Origin of the sequence: Mariniflexile litorale, assembly GCF_031128465.2 — a bacterium.
Lineage (GTDB): Bacteria > Bacteroidota > Bacteroidia > Flavobacteriales > Flavobacteriaceae > Mariniflexile > Mariniflexile litorale.
Genome location: NZ_CP155618.1, coordinates 408,884 through 428,905 on the forward strand (window position 1 = coordinate 408,884; position 20,022 = coordinate 428,905).

Annotated in this window: 12 protein-coding genes; 9 read left to right on the plus strand and 3 right to left on the minus strand. The window is 34.0% G+C overall.

The annotated features are described in order from the left end of the window. Positions 1-60 precede the first annotated feature (60 nt). From QLS71_RS01575 to QLS71_RS01600, 6 genes are all read left to right on the plus strand, one after another. On the plus strand, positions 61-1,782 hold the full coding sequence (locus QLS71_RS01575) for an IlvD/Edd family dehydratase (protein WP_308991286.1): 1,722 nt from the start codon (positions 61-63) through the stop codon (positions 1,780-1,782). Between the two features lie 6 nt (positions 1,783-1,788). Further along, positions 1,789-3,138 (plus strand): GntP family permease, encoded by a 1,350-nt coding sequence (locus QLS71_RS01580; RefSeq protein ID WP_308991285.1) that lies wholly within the window; start codon positions 1,789-1,791, stop codon positions 3,136-3,138. Then, positions 3,138-3,971: a fumarylacetoacetate hydrolase family protein gene (locus tag QLS71_RS01585; protein ID WP_308991284.1), complete on the plus strand. Its 834-nt coding sequence runs from the start codon at positions 3,138-3,140 to the stop codon at positions 3,969-3,971. Before QLS71_RS01580 ends, QLS71_RS01585 begins: the two co-directional genes overlap by 1 nt. Beyond that, complete coding sequence (locus QLS71_RS01590; RefSeq protein ID WP_308991283.1) at positions 3,968-4,846, plus strand: alpha/beta hydrolase-fold protein; 879 nt, start codon at positions 3,968-3,970, stop codon at positions 4,844-4,846. Before QLS71_RS01585 ends, QLS71_RS01590 begins: the two co-directional genes overlap by 4 nt. Before the next feature lie 20 nt (positions 4,847-4,866). Further along, positions 4,867-6,444: an aldehyde dehydrogenase (NADP(+)) gene (locus QLS71_RS01595; protein ID WP_308991282.1), complete on the plus strand. Its 1,578-nt coding sequence runs from the start codon at positions 4,867-4,869 to the stop codon at positions 6,442-6,444. 99 nt (positions 6,445-6,543) lie between these two features. Beyond that, positions 6,544-8,343 carry a hypothetical protein gene (locus QLS71_RS01600; protein WP_308991281.1) on the plus strand — a complete coding sequence of 600 codons (1,800 nt, stop codon included), beginning with the start codon at positions 6,544-6,546 and terminating at the stop codon, positions 8,341-8,343. A 5-nt stretch (positions 8,344-8,348) separates the two neighbouring features. On the opposite strand, the gene QLS71_RS01605 is transcribed toward QLS71_RS01600, so the two are convergent. The 3 genes from QLS71_RS01605 to QLS71_RS01615 are packed head-to-tail and all read right to left on the minus strand — an operon-like array spanning position 8,349 to position 10,657. After that, positions 8,349-8,708, minus strand: a complete 360-nt coding sequence (locus QLS71_RS01605; RefSeq protein ID WP_308991280.1) for a hypothetical protein — start codon at positions 8,706-8,708, stop codon at positions 8,349-8,351. Then, positions 8,708-8,857, minus strand: coding sequence for a DUF5989 family protein (locus QLS71_RS01610; protein WP_308991279.1), 150 nt, complete (start codon positions 8,855-8,857; stop codon positions 8,708-8,710). Before QLS71_RS01610 ends, QLS71_RS01605 begins: the two co-directional genes overlap by 1 nt. Next, positions 8,858-10,657 (minus strand): carbamoyltransferase, encoded by a 1,800-nt coding sequence (locus tag QLS71_RS01615; protein ID WP_308991278.1) that lies wholly within the window; start codon positions 10,655-10,657, stop codon positions 8,858-8,860. 434 nt (positions 10,658-11,091) lie between these two features. Here QLS71_RS01615 and QLS71_RS01620 point away from each other — a divergent pair, with 434 nt between their 5' ends. The 3 genes from QLS71_RS01620 (at position 11,092) to QLS71_RS01630 (ending at position 20,015) form a co-directional block, all read left to right on the plus strand. Next, entirely contained in the window at positions 11,092-14,181 is a 3,090-nt protein-coding gene (locus QLS71_RS01620; protein ID WP_308991277.1) for a TonB-dependent receptor, read from the plus strand. Positions 14,182-14,191: 10 nt separating this feature from the next. Continuing rightward, a complete protein-coding gene (locus QLS71_RS01625; protein WP_308991276.1) occupies positions 14,192-16,171 on the plus strand; it encodes a RagB/SusD family nutrient uptake outer membrane protein in 1,980 nt (659 codons plus the stop codon). Between the two features lie 685 nt (positions 16,172-16,856). Then, the gene (locus QLS71_RS01630) at positions 16,857-20,015 is read left to right on the plus strand and encodes a TonB-dependent receptor (RefSeq protein ID WP_308991275.1); all 3,159 of its coding nucleotides are present in this window, start codon (positions 16,857-16,859) and stop codon (positions 20,013-20,015) included. The last annotated feature ends 7 nt before the right edge of the window (positions 20,016-20,022 follow it).

Consider the following 20,022-nt stretch of genomic DNA (forward strand, 5'->3'; position numbering starts at 1 on the left):
TTTACATAACACAATCGGTTGCATAACTAACAACCGCTAGTTAATTAACAACTAAACTAAATGAGTAAAGAGAAAAAACTTCGCAGCCAAGAATGGTTTGGAGGAGATGATAAAATGGGATTCGTACATCGCTCATGGTTACGTAATCAAGGCTATCCAGATGATTATTTTGAAGGCAAACCCGTCATTGGTATTTGTAATACTTGGTCTGAATTAACACCTTGTAACGGACACCTGGGTGATGTAGCTGAAATTGTTAAACGCGGCATTCTTGAAGCTGGCGGTTTCCCTTTAGAATTCCCCGTGATGTCTTTGGGAGAAACGATTATGCGCCCAACAACCATGCTATTTCGCAATTTAGCAAGTATGGATGTTGAAGAATCCATACGCGCCAATCCATTAGATGGTATTGTACTATTAACAGGTTGCGACAAAACCACGCCATCTACCATTATGGGTGCGTGTAGTGTAAATTTACCAACCATCGTGGTTCCTGGCGGCCCCATGTTAAATGGTCGTTTTAGAGGCGGTACCATTGGTTCTGGTTCATTCAATTGGATGATTAAGGAAAAACAAAAAACAGAGGAATTTGATGCTGAAGACATGCGTGAAGCCGAAATTTGTGCGGCACGAAGCATAGGGCATTGCAATACCATGGGCACAGCATCTACAATGGCTACCATGAGTGAAGCTCTAGGCTTAACACTTCCTGGTTTTTCATCCATTCCAGCAGCCGATTCTCGAAAAAAAGTGATGCAGCAGCTCTCTGGTCGTCGTATTGTAGAGATGGTGAACGAAGATTTAACCCTATCTAAAATTCTAACCAGAAAAGCTTTTGAAAATGCTATTGTAACGAATGCTGCGGTTGGTGGTTCTACCAATTTAATTATTCATTTAATAGCTATAGCTCGCCGAATTGGGGTCGATATAAAATTAGAAGATTTTGATACTATTGGTAGCCATATCCCCTTATTAGTTAATTTAATGCCTTCTGGAAAATATCTTATGGAAGACTTCTTCTATGCAGGTGGTTTACCAGTAGTTATGAAAGAATTGGGAGATTTACTACATCAAGATATTATTACTGCAAACGGTAAAACTTTTAAAGAAAACTACGTAAAAGCAAAGTGCTATGATAATGAGGTTATAGCTAAGATAGATAAGCCATTACAAGAAAATGCGGGTATAGCCGTGTTAAAAGGCAATTTATGTGAAAATGGCTCAGTAATTAAACCTTCTGCTGCAACTTTAAAACTTATGAATCATACTGGAAGGGCTGTTGTTTTTGAAAGCATGGAAGATTATCATGAACGCATTGATCATCCGGATTTAGATATTGATGAGAATTGTGTTATTGTCCTCAAAGGTGTTGGTCCAAAAGGATATCCTGGAATGCCTGAAGTTGGTAATGTAGATCTTCCAGAAAAACTCATCCTGAAAGGCGTTAAGGATATGATTCGTATTTCTGATGGCAGAATGAGTGGTACTGCTTACGGCACTGTTGTTCTCCATATCTCACCGGAATCAACAATAGGAGGTACTTTGGCGATTGTTCAAAATGGCGATATGATTACTTTAGATGTTGAAAATAGATTATTGCAACTTAATATTTCTGATGAAGAAATTACCAAAAGAAAATCAGAATGGCAAGCCCCAGAGCCTATGGCAACAAGAGGTTATGTACGTATTTATTTAGATCATGTTGAAGGAGCTGATGTTGGTGCCGATTTAGATGTTCTGGTTGGTGGCTCAGGTTCAAAGGTAGATAGAGATTTACACTAAAAAAACATGGTAGTTCTTTATCTATTAATATCAGTTTTACTTATTATTCTGCTAACGGCAAAGTTGAAAGTACATCCTTTTGTAGCTTTACTTTTAGTCGCTATTTGTTACGGAATAGCTGTCGGCATGCCTTTAAATCAAATTATCGATTCTGTCAATATAGGTTTTGGAAATACCTTAGGCGGTATTGGAATGATTATCATTTTAGGTGTTATTATTGGTGCTTTTCTCGAAAACTCTGGAGGCGCTTATGCATTAGCTGAAAAAGTTTTAAAATTCACTGGAAAGAAAAAAATCCCTTTTGCTATGGGACTTATTGGATGGTTTGTATCCATTCCTGTTTTTGCAGATAGCGGTTTCATGTTACTCGCTCCCTTAAATAAAAGTCTATCCAAAAAAGCAGGTATTTCACTATCTGGAACAGCCATAGCATTGGCACTAGGTTTAACGGCAGCACATACATTAGTGCCACCCACACCAGGACCCATTGCAGCAGCACATTACTTAAATGCAGATTTAGGTTTAGTGATGTTATTAGGTATTCCAATAAGTTTCTTTGCTTTAATGATGGGTTTAATATTTGTTAAAAAAGTGGTTTCAAAAACCTATATTGATCCTGATCCAAAAATTACAGATGCCGAAATTACGGAACGACTTAAAAATGCACCAAGTGCATTTAAGTCAACTATACCTATTATTGTTCCCATAATCCTTATTGTTATAAAATCCTTGGTGACTTCGGTTTTTGGTTATAAAACTGACGATTACGAATCATTTCCAACATTTATAAAAATAATATTATTTTTAGGTGAACCTTTTATAGCTTTACTAATTGGTTGTTTTTTATCACTAACCCTTCCGAAGAAATTAAACAGAGACATGTTTTCTACTTCTGGTTGGATTGGGAAAGCTTTATTAGGAGCTTCTTCTATTTTATTAATTACAGGAGCTGGTGGTATATTTGGTCAAGTGCTTAGAGATTCAGGGATTGCAACTACTTTAGGCGAAACATTATCGAACATAAACATTAGTATTTGGTTGCCATTTTTATTAGCAGCGTCCATAAAAACAGCACAAGGTTCGTCAACTGTTGCATTAGTAACAACCGCATCCATTTTAGCACCCATGATGTCAAGTTTAGGTTTTGAAACCGAATTACAAAAAGCCATGGTTGTTATAGCCATTGGAGCAGGTTCGTCTGTGGTTTCACATGCAAATGATAGTTTCTTTTGGGTGGTAACGAGGCTTTCTGGAATGGATGTAAAAATGGGATATCGTTTTCATAGTATAGGAACATTTATTTTGGGCACATCGGCAGCCCTATTATTATTCATTTTATATTTAATTTTAGCATAATGAAGATTTACAACACATCAAAAGGGGTTTTAATTGAATTAGAAAAAATGTTTCATCTCATTAATAAAAATTGGGATGAATTAATTAATGATGATAATTTATACAACAATTTAAAAAGCATTGTAAACACAAGTGCTCCGATTGATAATCATCATGATTTGATTGATAATTATCTAAAAGCACCATTAGAAAGTCAAGAAATTTGGGCGAGCGGCGTTACGTATTTTAATAGCAAAATGGCTAGACAAGAAGAAAGTAAAGATGCGGGGGGCGCAGATTTTTACGAACGTGTTTATTATGCTGATAGACCCGAGTTATTCTTTAAAGCGACAGCGCATCGTTCCGTGCCTTCTGGAGGAAAAGTAACTATTAGAAAAGATTCTACTTGGGATGTTCCTGAACCGGAATTAACTTTGGTAATTACTTCAAACGGAAAAATTATTGGTTATACCATTGGTAACGATATGAGTTCGCGAAGTATTGAAGGTGAAAACCCCCTGTATCTACCACAAGCCAAAACATTTGATGCTTGTGCTGGTGTAGGTCCCTGTGTTTTGGTTACCGATAAACCTTTACCTTTAGATACTAAAATCCATTTAAAAGTAATTAGAAATACAGACGTTATTTTTGATGAAACCACCAGTATTAGTAAAATGAAACGTAACCCTCAAGAATTAGTTGAATATCTATTTAGAGAATGTACCTTCCCTAAAGGATGCTTGCTAATGACCGGGACAGGCATTGTACCTACAACTGATTTTACTCTAAAAAGCAAAGACGAAATTCAAATTTCAATAGATCATATAGGTACTTTAATTAATTATGTAAGATGAAACTAATTAAAACCGTATTTCTTTTTTGCCTACTTACTGCCATACATATCTCTAATGCTCAAGACAGTAAGTATACTTGGGGAGAAGACTCGAATCGACATGAAAATATTCCTAAAGGAACTGTAGCTAAATATGTCTGGAAGAGTACCATTTTTGAAGGAACCATTAGAGAATATTTTATATATGTTCCTGCTCAATATAAATCTAATGAAGCTACAGCTTTAATGGTTTTTCAAGATGGACATGCGTATATAAATGAAGAAGGTAGTTTTAGAGCGCCAATCGTATTTGATAATCTTATTTATCAAAAAGAAATGCCAGTGACTATAGGATTATTTATCAATCCGGGTGATATAAGTTCCGTATTACCTGAAGACCCTTTTAGAGCTAGTAACCGAAGTATTGAATACGATAGTTTAAATGATGATTATATTCGCTTTCTTATGGAAGAACTTATACCCGAAATAAGTAAAACGTATAACATAACGACCAATCCTAAAATGAGAGCCATTTGCGGATTGTCTTCAGGTGCTATTTGTGCTTTTACAGCAGCATGGGAACGACCAGATTATTTTAATAAGGTGATGAGTCATATTGGAAGTTTTACAAATATTCGTGGAGGACATAACTATGAAGCTATGATTAGAGAAACACCTAAAAAAAATATTAAAGTATATCTTCAAGATGGATCTAACGATTTGAATAATGAATACGGAAATTGGTGGCTTGCTAATCTGCAAATGGCATCATCACTAGAATATATGTCCTACGATTATATGTTTGTAAAAGGTGATGGAGCACATAATGGAAAACATGGAGGCAGCGTGTTTCCAGAAGCACTAAAATGGCTATGGTCTGATTTTAAAAAGAAATAATAATTAAACAAATTATAAAAATGAGATTGACAGGAGGAAATTATATCGCTGGTTTAGTATCATCAGAAGGAAAAAGTACGTTTACAAGCATTAATCCTTTAAACGCATCAAAATTACCAACAGATTTTCATGAAGCTACCATAGAAGAAGTTCATAAAGCAGCTATAAAAGCGCATGAAGCATTTGCTATTTATAGCAAAAAAAGCGGCAACAAAAAAGCAGATTTTTTAGATGCAATAGCCGATGAAATTTTAAATTTAGGAGATGCTTTAATTGAACGTTGTTGTGCCGAAACTGGCTTACCTGCAGGAAGAATTACGGGTGAAAGAGGACGAACTATGGGGCAATTAAAAATGTTTGCTACAGTTTTACGCGAAGGTTCTTGGGTTGATGCACGAATTGACCATGCAATACCTGATCGTGAACCATTACCAAAAGTTGATATGCGATCTATGCAAAAACCATTAGGGGCTGTAGGTGTTTTTGGAGCAAGTAACTTTCCTTTAGCCTTTTCAGTTGCTGGTGGAGATACTGCTTCTGCTTTAGCAAGTGGTTGTACCATAGTTGTAAAAGGACACCCTTCGCATCCAGGAACTTGCGAAATGATTGCTATTGCAATAAATAAAGCTATTGAAACATGTAACATGCCCAAAGGTGTTTTTTCTTTAGTACAAGGGCAATCGGTTGAAGTTGGTATGGCCATAGTAAACCATCCACTCATAAAAGCAATTGGTTTTACAGGTTCATTCAAAGGCGGAAAAGCAATTTTTGATGCTGCAAATAAAAGACCCGAACCAATTCCTGTATATGCTGAAATGGGAAGTACCAACCCTGTTTTTATTTTACCAAACGCATTGAAACAAAATGGAAATGATATTGCTCAAGGATTAACAAATTCTGTGACCCTTGGAGTCGGTCAATTTTGTACAAGCCCAGGACTTGTCTTTTTACAGAATTCTGAAATTTTATCTGGTTTCAAATATACAGTTTCACAACATTTTGAGCAGGTTGAGGCAAATACCATGTTAAATAGCGGAATTAAAAAAGCATTTGATAAAGGCATAGATTTTTTGAATAGTAAAAGGGAAGTCAATTTATTAGCAAAGGGAAAAGTTAATAACGAAGGCTATAAGGGAACATCATACATTTTTGAAACATCGGCTAAAAATTTTATTAAAGAAAATTATTTAGAGGAAGAGATTTTTGGACCATCAACCATATCCATTACAGCAGATTCTAAAGAAGAATTATTAGCGTCCGCCCATAAATTAAAAGGACATTTAACAGCTACTCTTTTTGCTACCGAAGAAGATTTAGAAAATTATACAGATTTAATTCAAATCTTAGAACAAAAAGTAGGCAGATTAATTATCAATAATTATCCAACAGGTGTTGAAGTATGTCATTCTATGGTGCATGGTGGCCCATTTCCATCCACTTCCAACAGTCGTTCAACATCAGTAGGAACAGGAGCTATTACGCGATTCACAAGACCCTTCTGTTACCAAAATTTCCCTAATCACTTATTGCCAAATGAATTAAAAAACGAAAATCCATTACATATTTTCAGAATTATTGATGGCGAAATAACAAAGTAATTTAACTTTAAAAGGTGTGCTAATTGCTATTAGTAAACATTTATCACAGTTTTTATAAAGTTCGTAAAATCAATTAACAACACATAAAATTACCTCATTTTGAAAAAGAAGACTGTTTTTAAAATCATTAGTATTTCGCTTCCTTTTTTAATAATATTAATAATTGAGGTTGGGTTGAGAAGTTTTGGATATGGTGATAACTATCAGCTATTTAATAAAGTGAAAGTTGAAAATAGACCAGAATATCTTATAATGAATTCTGACATCTCTAAAAAATATTTCAAAAATGAAGGCTTTCATTCTGATAATCAATCCGATTTGTTCCTTAGAACAAAAACAGACAGTACCTTTCGAATTTTTGTACAAGGGGCTTCTACAGTAGTGGGCTTTCCATTTTATCATGGTGGCTCTTTCCCTCGTATGTTAAAACAAAGACTGTCTGAAACATTTCCAGGAAAAAATATTGAAGTTGTAAACACAGGAATTACAGCTGTAAACTCCTATACATTATGGGATTTGACTGATAAAATAATAGAACAAAAACCAGACCTTGTAATTATTTACGCAGGACATAATGAATACTACGGAGCTTTAGGTGTTGGTTCATCAAGCTCTTTTGGAAGTCATCCCGTTATAGTTAGATCGTATCTTTTTCTTAAAAATTTCCGTTTCTTTCAATTATTAGATAATACATATACTAAGTTTCTTAGTCAAAAAAAGGACACACCTAAAGTTGGTGAAACAACCTTGATGGAAGTTATGGCAAAGGAACAACGTATAGCTTTAAATTCGGAGGTTTTTCAAGCAGGAATAAACCAATTTGAAGATAACTTAGAAAAAATTTTAAATACCTACAAGAAGAAAAATATTCCAGTTATTATTTCTACCATAGTGTCCAATGAGAAAGATATTAAACCTTTTATTAGCGATTCTATAGAAGATACTAAAAAGTTTACTAAAGCTTTAAATGAGGGGAATTTGGAAGCTAATAAATTAGCCCAAAATAATGGCATGGCAGCATATACACTTGGTCGTTTTTACCTTAACAAGAACCAAGATACAGCTAAAAAATATTTGCATCTGGCTAAAGAATTAGATTTTTTAAGATTTCGAGCACCTGAAAAAATAAATGATGTCATTGTGAATTTAGCTAAAAAACACCATTGTTCTTTGGTGGATATGAAAGCTATTTTTTTATCGCATTCTGAAAAAGGTATAATTGGAGATGAACTACTTACAGAACATTTACACCCAAATATAAAGGGTTCTTTTATTATGGCAGATGCCTTTTATAACAAAATTAAAGAATTAAAATATTTAAGTAATTGGGATAATTATATATCCTATACTGAGGCTTTTGAAGATATACCCATCACACAAATTGATTCTCTAAGAGGTAAATTCCTTATAGATGATTTAAAAAACTCATGGCCATACGACTTAAGTATGTCTAGAAATAAACCATTATCGTCATATCACTACATACAAAACCCAACTTACGAAGAAAGAAGAGCTATAGAAATTCATACAAATCAAGTAGTAGATTGGAGAGATATCATGTATCAATCCTATCATAGATATAATAAAGAAAAAGCTTACCAAAAAGGACTTCAAGTAGCCCAATCTCTAATTTTTGAATACCCCGAGGAAGCAGAAGTGTATTCTTTAGCAGGAAATATGTGTTTAAATCTAAACAAAATAAACAAAGCAGCCTATTACTTTTTTAAATGCAATGAATTAGATAAAACCAGTACATCAGCACAACAATTAGCCTCTATATATATTAAATTAAATAAGATGGATTTAGCAAAAAAAACGCTTTTGGAAGCAAAGAAGAGAGGTGAAAATGATGAAGAACTTAAAATGATGCTTAAAGACATAACTAACAAGATAAATTAAAACACTTACCAAGGGTTTTTAATATCTTTATTGGTATATAAATGATTCCGCTTAATAAAATGAGAATCATTTTCTTCTTTTTTAAGTATTTGATTTGCGCCAAACATACGCTGAAAAAAGGATATTGGGCATAGGAACAAATAAAATATGAGGGACATGGTTATATAATTCATCACAATTCCTAAATATTCAGAAAAAGCAAACCATACTTTGCCTATAAAAATTGTTAGTTTTTTAGAAATAAAGGACATAGCTAACAAGCCAATCGATACATAAACAAGCCAATTAACATCAAACCACAAGGAAGCTACAAGCGATACTAAAGCTAAAACAATAATGGTTTCAAGAGATTTTTCCCAATTCATTAGAATAACGAGTAAATAAATGGCGCCAATGCCGAACCACTTGTTATAAATATTAATGCGCCAAAAATCATGAATATTATAATTAATGGTACAAGCCACCACTTTTTTCTTTCTCTTAAAAAAACAAAAAAATCTTTAATAAACTCCATCTATTTTTCAATTATATAATTTTCTAAAACCAAAATATCCATACCAGATTTAATAAAACAAAGATATGCGTCTTCTGGAGTATTAACTATCGGTTCGTCTTTCACATTAAAACTAGTATTTATAAGAACTCCAGTACCACTAAGTTGTTTATAAGATTGTATTAAATTCCACAGTGTTGGGTTTACATCTTTATTAACCACCTGAACCCTCGCTGAAAAATCAATATGCGTAACAGCAGGCAAATCAGACTTTATAAACTTACGTTTTTCTTCTAAACTAAATCCTTCAAAATCTACTGGCAAGCTTCTTCTTAGAGATTTCTTAACTTTACTTGTAAACAACATATAATATGACAGTTTACCTTGTTCAAAATAATCGTCATAATCTTCCTCACAAACCACAGGTGCAAATGGCCTAAAACCTTCTCTGAATTTAATTTTCATATTTAAGGTATATTGCATTTCCGGATCTGTAGGATCTGCTAATATACTTCTGTTTCCCAATGCTCTTGGACCAAATTCTGTTCGACCTCTATACCAACCCACCACTTTCTTTTTCGCTATCATTTGAGCTGTGGCTTTTGTTAGCTCATCGGTATTTTCATAATATTGGTATTTACATTTATATTTTCGCAATAGTCTTTCAATATCTTCATTTGAACTTTTATACCCTAAATAAACATCGAAAGGCTTGTTTAAACCTTGAAATTTTAAATCCTGCTTAATATGAGCGACAGCTAATGCTGCTCCTAAAGCACCTCCTGAATCTCCAGCAGCTGGTTGCACATATATATCTTTAAAGATGTTTTGTTTAAATAACACTGAATTTGCAACACAGTTAAGAGCTACACCTCCAGACAAACATAAATTGTCTTCACCTGTTTCTTCCTTTATAAATTTAATTAGCTTAATAAGGACTTCTTCTGTAACTTTTTGCGCAGCAAGTGCTAAATCGGCATGTATTTGTTCCAATTTATCTTCTGGTAACCTTTTCTTAATTCCAAATATATTTTCCCATTTTTTAGAATCAACCATTCTCAATCCCACAGGATATTCAAAGTAATCCATATTCAATTTTATCGAACCATCAGATTTAATATCAATTAGCTTTTCTTTTATAAGAGCCACAAATTGGGATACTCGTTTTGAGTTTGGATTTCCATAAGGAGCGAGTCCCATCATTTTATATTCACCTGAATTAACTTTAAACCCTAAAAAATAAGTGAATGAAGAATAATACAAACCTAATGAATTTGGGAAATGTAGTTCACCTAATACTTGAAGGCCTTTTTCTCCAGAAGCAATACCATAAGATGTTGTTGCCCATTCACCTACTCCATCAATGGTTAAATAAGCACATTTACTATAAGGAGACGTGTAAAAGGCACTGGCCGCATGAGAGAGATGATGCTCAGGAAAATTTATAGGTATTTTAATAGTTTTTGATGTACTTAGTGCTTTAATTCTTTTGTTTATAAACTGCTTAATGAATAATTTTTCTTTTAACCAAACAGGCATCGCTTTTGCAAATGATGTGAAACCTTTTGGGGCAAATGCATAATAAGTTTCTAGTAACCTTTCAAATTTTAAAAAAGGTTTGTCATAAAAAGATATAAAATCAATATCTTCCATACTTATCCCTGCTTCGTTCAAACAATACTCTATTGCTTTTTCAGGGAATGAGGCATCATTTTTAATTCTTGAAAACCGTTCTTCTTGAGCTGCATATAATACTTTTCCATCTTCTATTAATGAAGCCGCGGAGTCATGATAATAAGCAGAAATACCAAGAATTTTCATTTATTATATAAGATTTTATAATTTACAACACAAACAATCGGTTGCTAAAATAACAAATTAATAATTAAAGTTAATATTAGAAATGACCATTATAATTTACATAAAAAAAACCTAAATAGTCATTTTTTACAAGTAAACATAAATAATTAATAATCAGATAATTAAAAATAATTTTAACAAAAAAAATTAATGATTTAATGTAAAAGCATCCTATTCTTAATAAACAAGAACCTGTCTTACTTCCTAAATTTTAATTTAAATAACCTAACACTTTTTAAATATTTTACGCAATCGGTTGTGTTTTGTGAAATTATTTTATACTTTTGGTTAATATGAAACATATTAAAGATAAAATGGAATAGAATTTTAGGTCCATTAATACAACTATTTAACATTTATTACTAACTAATCACATTTTTCTAAACTCAATTTTTATGACAAACTTTTTATTTTTTAAGAGACAACACATTAAACCTCTGGGATTTTTTATTCTCATGTTTATGGTTTGTACAGGAATGAATGCACAAAGTACCATTACGGGATCAGTCTCAGCTTCTGACGGGCCAATACCTGGTGCTAATGTAATTTTGAAAGGCACAAACACTGGAGCGGCTACTAATTTTGATGGTGAATTTGTACTAAATAATGTACCAGCTAACGGCGTTTTGGTTTTTAGCTTTTTAGGTTACAAGACCAAAGAGGTATTAATAAACGATCAAAAACGAATTAATGTAATACTTGAACTTGACACCGCTGCTTTAGACGAAGTTGTTGTGATAGGGTATGGTACACAACGAAAAGAATCTGTAACGGGTTCTGTTGCTTCAATTAAAGGAGAAGAAATGCGCGATGTCCCTTCTGCCAATATTACTCAATCTTTACAAGGTAGAGTCTCAGGGGTTGAATTTGCGCAAAGTTCTACAAAACCGGGAGCTTCTATGCAAATTCGTGTGCGTGGTACACGTTCATTAAATGCTAGTAACGATCCTTTAATTGTATTAGATGGTATTCCTTTCGCAGGTTCTATTACCGATCTAAACCCCACCGATATAAAAAGCGTTGACATTCTTAAGGATGCTTCTTCAACAGCTATTTATGGGTCTCGGGGGGCTAACGGTGTCATATTAGTTACTACGAATAAAGGAAGTAAAGGACAAGAAGCTAAAATAAGCTATACTAGCTATTTTGGTGTTAAAAATATTTTTGCTAAATATCCTATGATGAATGGTGAACAATTTGTTAAACTTCGTACAGAAGCAAATATTTATCAAAATCCTGGTTTAGATGAATCAAATGATGTGAATACCGATTGGCAAGACTTACTCTTTGGTACAGCCACAGTAACAAGTCACGATATAGGTATTTCTGGCGGCGGTGAAAAAAGTAACTATAATTTTGGTTTAGGTTATTATAAAGATGAATCTGTACTTCCTGGTCAAGATTACGAACGTATTTCACTACGAGCATCTATCGATCAAGAAATAGGCGAATATATTAAAGTTGGTTTTACAACAAACAATAACTATTCAGTTAGTAATGGTAACAGCTTAGGCATCTACGGTACTTTAAATTCGTCACCTATATCAGATCCTTATAATGATGACGGGTCGTTAAAAAGAGTGATACAAATGCCTGCAGACCCACAGTGGGTATATACACGAAATAGTATAGAAGCTTTAGGTGATCGTTATATTGATCAGACCCGAAGTTTAGGATCTTATAATTCAGTATACGGTGTGGTTCAAATTCCAGGTATCGAAGGTTTGAGCTATCGTATAAATCTTGGGTTGAATTATCGTCAATCCAATAGTGGTTATTATCAAGGTGAAGGTGTTTTTAGTGATAATCCTACAACTGTATCATCGGCTGCTATTAGCAATTCTCATACTACCAGTTGGACCATTGAAAACATCCTTTCTTATGATCGCACCTTTGCAGATAAACATAACTTTAATGTATTAGCATTATATTCTTCTGAAGAAAATTCATATAATAAATCGCGAATTACAGCCAAAGATATTCCTACAGATTCTTTTCAATTCTACAATCTGGGGCGTGCTAATGAACAACCTGTAGTTGATCCTAAAGAACAATTGTACTCTGTTAGTGGATTACAATCTGTAATGGGGCGTTTAATGTATTCTTATGACAACCGCTATATGCTTTCAGCAAGTTACAGAACTGATGGATCCTCAAGATTAGCTCCAGGGCACAAGTGGGTTTCATATCCAGCTGTTTCTGTTGGGTGGAACATTCACAATGAATCTTTTATGGAAGATGTTAGTTTAATAAATTCATTAAAACTACGTGCTGGTTATGGCACCACTTCTAACCAATCTATCGATCCTTATTCTACCCTTGGTCAATTAGGGACTACCCCATACAATTATGGAGACACTTATACAACTGGATTTAGTATATCAGAATTACCTAACCCTGATTTAGGTTGGGAAAAATCTACAACAATGAACTATGGGTTAGATTTTAGTATATTAAATAACCGCTTATCTGGTACAGTAGATTATTACAATACAAAAACCACAGATCTTTTATTTAGAGTTGCTTTACCACAAACATCTGGAGTTGGTAGTTACATGGCAAATATAGGCGAATCGGAAAATAAAGGGCTTGAGTTTGCTCTTAATGCAGTTATATTAGACAATCCAGATGGTTTAACATGGGATGTGGGTATTAATGTTTACACAAATAAAAATGAGCTTACAAAACTAGCATCTGGTCTTGATAGAGATGAGAGTAACTGGTGGTTTGTAGGCCATCCAATAGATGTGATTTATGATTATAAAGCTGTAGGTCTTTGGAATCAAGACGATCCTCAATATCAATATTTAAAAACATTTGAACCAGGTGGTGCTGCAGGTATGATTAAAGCTGAATATACTGGTGATTATAATCCTGATGGTTCCCCTGTTCGAGCTATCGGTCCCGATGACAGACAAATTATGAGTATGCAGGCTGATTTTCAAGGTGGGTTTAACACCCGTTTAACTTACAAAAGTATCGATTTAAGTATTGTAGGTACTTTTAAAAGTGGCGGACTACTTATTGCCACACCTTATGGATCCAATGGATACCTAAATATCTTAACTGGTCGTAGAGGTAATATAGACGTGGATTACTGGACACCAGATAACACAGATGCTAAATTTCCGAAACCAGGTGGTATAGGAGGTGATCAACCTAGGTATCTTAACTCATTGTCATATATTGATGCTTCATATATGAAAATTAGAACGATTACATTAGGTTATAATTTTGAACAAAGCGAATGGTTTAAAAATACTGGTATTGATAAATTGAGACTTTATGTAACAGCACAAAACCCATTTGTATTTTTCTCACCTTACAAAAAACTCTCTGGTATGGATCCAGAAACCAATTCATTTGCTAATGAAAATTCTGCTGTGACTATTGGTGCAGATGACCAAAGAAAGCGTTTGTTAACTATTGGTACAAATACACCAACCACAACGAACTATGTAGTCGGTCTTAATATCTCATTCTAAAAAAATAATTATGAAAAGAATACAAATTAAAACATTTATAGCATCAACAACCTTAATGGTGTTGGTTTTGCTTGGTTGCTCAGATATTTTAGAGGAACAACCACGTAGTATTTATACCCCCGAATATTTGAAAACTGAAAAAGGTATATTTGGAGGATTAACCGCTTTATATGCACACACCCGTAACTTTTACGGTAGCGGTTATTATTTGTCTGGGGTGCAGTCTGGTACCGATGAAAGTACTTGGGGACAGAACGTTAACAATGATGCAAAAAATGCCGATTTTTCTGGAGTAGGAAACCTTTCTTCTCAAAACAATCCTTATGGTGGAATTTGGGGAGTGTTTCCAAATATTAACACTGCTAGTGGAATTATCGAAAATGGAAAGGCCATTGGCTCAATTTCTGATGCATTAATAGCAGAAGCTAGATTTTTTAGAGCATTCGATTACTTTTTGTTAGTACAAAATTTTGGAGGAGTTCCTTTAGATCTTGGTGCCGGAGAATTAAAATTTAATACATCAATAGTTCGTACATCTGTACGTAACACCGTTCCTGAAGTTTATACAAAAGCTATTTTTCCAGATTTACTACAAGCTATAACAGATTTACCTGATGAAAATTCTAGAGCCACAGGAACTGTAAATAAAACTGTTGCACGTTTATACCTGTCTCAAGCTTATTTAACGTATGCCTGGTGGTTACAAAATCCAAATAACATACCTACTTATCCAGCGGCTCCTAGAACCGATCCCGATGGTCATGACGCGAATTGGTATTTTCAGCAAGCCTATGATATAGCTGCGGATGGGATTAACATGCGTCCTGGTTCTATAGGTTTACTTGATTATTATTACGATGTAAATGAAGGATCAAACGACCGTAATAAAGAAATGCTATTGTATGCAGATCATACAGAAGGTAGTGATTTGTATAATGGTGCTGTTGTTTCTGGATGGGGGTCTGGTGGTTCTCCTGGAAATTTTGCAGGATGGTTGGCAACATGGGATTATACGGCAATAAGAAGTGCTACCACACCTGGTGCCACAACTAGTGGTTATAGTATTGGTTCTGTGGGACGTGAAGCTGTGCAGCCTCATGGGCGCCCATGGACCGGCTTTGCTCCTACACATCAAACCATTAAAAATACGTTTGCTGATAAAACAAACGATTCTCGTTATGATGGTTCTTTCACAACCGTTTACCGTGGCAACTGGCAAAGAAATGGAAATACAGCAACTACATTATACAATGCTAATGGCTTGCCAGTTCAAATGGAAGACCCCATATTAACTTTTATAGATATAGACAATCCTGCAATTGTTTACCCAAGTGATGCTGGTAAAAGTGGTGTGGGTGCTGGTGAATTACCAGGAAGATCAGATTGGATAGTAACCCCTACTGGAATAAGCAGACTCATGTTTCCGGGTCTATGGAAACTTGGTCCTTATCGTACTGATAATGGAAATACTTTAGGACAAGCAAACGTTACTTATACACGTCCTTTCCCAATTGCAAAATTTTCTGAGCTTTATTTTATAGCCGCAGAAGCAGCTGTAAAAGGAGCTTCTACATCAGCAATAGACGGTACAAATGGAAGTGCCTTAGCGTTAATAAATGTAATTCGTGCTCGTGCAGGCAAATGGCGTTATGACAACAACGCTAAAACTATCAAAATTCAGGATAATAGCGCTGCAATGGTGAATGCTACCATTAGCCCTATTACTATTGATTACATTTTAGATGAACGTACCCGTGAATATTATGGTGAAGGAAAGCGTTGGTATGATTTAGCTCGTACACAAACATGGCACACAAGAGCTGCATCTTACACTATTTGCGGAACGAATAAAGGAGATCATACTCCTGTAATTGTTCCTCGTACAATTCCATTAACAGCATATTTACGCCCCATTCCACAAAGTCAATTTGATAGAATGGAAGGTACTGATGCTAATATTGCGGCTTATCAAAACCCCGGTTATGAATAAATTTATTCATAGTTCTACTCATAAGAGTTAGTTTATTTTTAGTTTTTTTCAGCTACCTAAAGTCTTTAAAAATAGTCTTTAGGTAGTTTTTTATTAGAAAACCATTGATAAAAAAGAGGCTGTATGAAAAGTGTTATTCTGAGTCATATTGAGCCTGTCGAAATATTCAAACTTATTGATAATCCATATCAGTTTCGACAAGCTCAACCTGAAAAAGTAAATAAAATACACTTTTAAGACAGCCTCTTTTATTTATAAAAAACAAATATTTATATTCTATATGAATATAGTATCAAGCCATTATATCATAGTTAATAGAAACTATCACAGAATGTTTATGAGTTCCTTCTTTTGACAAACATGAACATAGTAATACAAATACGACTTCTCTTCTTTTTTACAAATAGACTATTGCGACACTTAATATTATAAAGGGTTTTTATTGATTTCTGATAAAGATATCTATATATTTCCTGGTCACCATTATAACCTTTGAAAGTTCATATATCCAGTTAAATAGGCATCATAAAACTTTAACGCAACCGATTGTTTTTTTTCAATTTAATTCTTTATATTTGGTTAATATGAAGCATATTTAAGATAAAATAGCATAGATTTTAAATGTTACAGGGTTTTACTACACAACTATTACTAATTATTAACATTTTTTTAAAACTTAATTTTTATGACACACTTTTTACTTATTAAAAGCAGACATACTAAACAGTTAGGATTTTTAATTCTAATGTATATGTTTTGTACTGGGATGAATGCCCAAATATCGGTATCTGGAAACGTTTCTGATGTGGATGGTCCTATTCCTGGAGTAAATGTAATTTTAAAAGGCTCTAATAATGGAGCCGCAACAGATTTTGATGGAAAATTTACGATTAGCAATGTTCCATCTAACGGAGTTTTAGTATTTAGCTTTTTAGGCTATAAAACCACTGAAGTATCTATTAATAACCAACAAGAAATCAATGTAACACTTGAAGCAGATACAGCAACGTTAGATGAAGTTGTAGTGATAGGCTATGGCGCTGTGAAACGAGGTGATTTAACAGGTGCTGTATCATCTGTTTCTAGCGAGGCTATAAGCCAATCAGTTTCTACTACTATTGATCAGGTTTTACAAGGGCGTGCAGCTGGTGTCCAACTTCAGCAAAATAATGGAGCGCCTGGAACGTCATCATCTATACGTATTAGAGGTATAAGTTCATTGAATTTATCAAACGAGCCGATTTTTGTTATTGATGGCGTTATTATAGATGGTTATTCAGGATCTAATGATAATCCGTTATCAGCTATCAACCCATCAGATATTGTTTCTATGGATGTGTTAAAAGATGCTTCTGCAACTGCTATTTATGGGTCTAGAGCCTCAGGTGGTGTTATTATTATTACGACTAAACGAGGTAAAAAAGGACAACTATCAATGACATATGATACTTATATAGGTTGGCAAGAATTACCTAAAAAATTAGCTGTACTTAATTTACAAGAGTATGCTATACATAAAAATACACGTGCCGATTTAGGAATTGTGCAGCGTGATAATAATTTTATACGTCCTGATTTATTAGGAGAAGGAACCGATTGGCAAGAAGAATTATTCAACAATGCCATGATGCAAAGTCATAACTTGTCTGTTGCAGGAGGTACAGAAAAAAGCACCTATGCCTTAGGAATTGGTTATTTAGATCAAGAAGGAACGGCTATTGGTTCAGATTTTAATCGTTTTAATTTAAGAGGTGTTATTGATACTCAGGTAAAAGACTTTTTGAAAGTGGGCGTTAATTTAGCATTTTCCAATTCTAAACAAACAACAACTATTAATGATTGGGCTTTAATTCCAACTGCACTAAAGCAAACCCCAAATGTGGCTGTTCGTAATGCCGATGGTTCATTTGATGGGCCTGATACAGATCAATTTGTACAAAACAATCCAATTGGTTTGGCTTCAATTAATGATAATCATAATGAAAAAGCAGGATTACGAGCCAATACTTATGCCGAAATAACATTTATGAAGGGTCTTACACTTAAAACCACCTATGCTTTAGATTATGGTTTTGGAAACACCTATCAATTTAGACCATCATACACTTTTGGAGCTATAAATAATACCATTAGAGAAAGTACCCGTTCAAAATCTTATAATAAATTTTGGAGTTGGAATAATATTTTAACGTATGACAAGCAATTTGATAAACATAATATTACAATGATGCTTGGTCAAGAAATGCAGGAAAATCATTGGGAATATTTAAGTGGTTATAGATCAGGGTTTCTTACCAACGGAGCTACCGATTTAGATGCAGGTGATGCTACAACAGCCAAAAACGAAAATAGAAGCGGCACGAGTGCAATTAAATCCTATTTTGGAAGATTTTTATATGCTTTTGATGACAAATATTTATTAACCACAACCTTGCGTAGAGATGGCTCTTCAAAATTTATAGAAGACAATCGTTGGGGATGGTTTCCATCTGCAGCTTTAGCTTGGAAAATTTCTAATGAAAATTTTTTAAAAAACAGTAGTACAATTAATAACGTTAAGCTTCGTTTAGGTTGGGGAGTTGTGGGAAATCAGAATGTGCCTAATAATGCTTATACATCAACTTATAGAGCTGTTGCTACAAACTGGGGAACAGGTTTGTTAGCTGGAAATACAGCGAATACTGATTTAAAATGGGAAACAACATATTCTAGCAATGTAGGTTTAGATCTTAGTCTTTTTAATAATCGGATAGAATTGATTGCTGATGTTTATTATAAAAAAACAAAAGACCTTTTATTAGAAGTCCCGCTTCCTGCCTTTGTAGGAACCTCTGGAAACGGATCTACATCTGCACCGTGGGTAAATATTGGGTCTCTTGAAAATAAAGGATTAGAACTTACTTTAAATACTGTGAATTATGATATAAAAGATTTTTCATGGAATTCTAACTTTATTTTTTCTCTTAATAGAAATAAAGTGCTATCGCTTAATAATGAAGCAGGCGTTTTAAACAAAACGCTTCAACAAGGTTCAGATGTTACAAATGTTACACGTACCGCTGTTGGGCAACCAGTTGGTCAGTTTTATGGATATAAAGTGATTGGGCGTTTCGAAAATGCTACTGATTTTTATTATAAAAATGATAATGGAGATATTATACCAACAGCATTACCAGCAAATATGGGAATTGGTGAAAACGGTGTTTGGATAGGCGATTACATATTTGAGGATAAAGACAATAGTGGTGTTATAGACGAAAGCGATCTTCAATATATTGGTAATCCAGCACCAGATTTTACATTTGGTATAGGAAACACCTTTACTTATAAAGGCTTTGATTTAAACGTTTTAGTAACGGGGTCTTATGGTAATGACATTGTGAATTATCAGCGTCGCTTTTTAGAAAATCCTAGAGGAAATACGAATTTGTTAAAAACAGCTTTAGGTTATGCGCAATTAAGCTTAATTGACCCTAACGGACCAAATGATTATCGGAACGTACAAATTACAGGTGGTGACTCCTACATGCCTCGTATAGCGGCATCTTCGGGAGCATCAGAATCTAACTTCCGTTTTAGTGATCGATTTGTTGAAGATGGTTCTTACGTAAGAATTAAAAACATTTCTTTCGGGTATAATTTTCCTCAAGAATGGATTTCAAAGTTCAACCTTCAAAATGTAAAAATTTATGCAAACATGCAAAATGTATTCACATTTACTAAATACACAGGTTATGATCCTGAAGTTGGTTCTATAAACCAAGATGCGCTTTTAACAGGTATTGATAACGGACGTTATCCTTCACCAAGTATACTTACTGTTGGATTAAATGTTAAATTTTAAAAAAAAA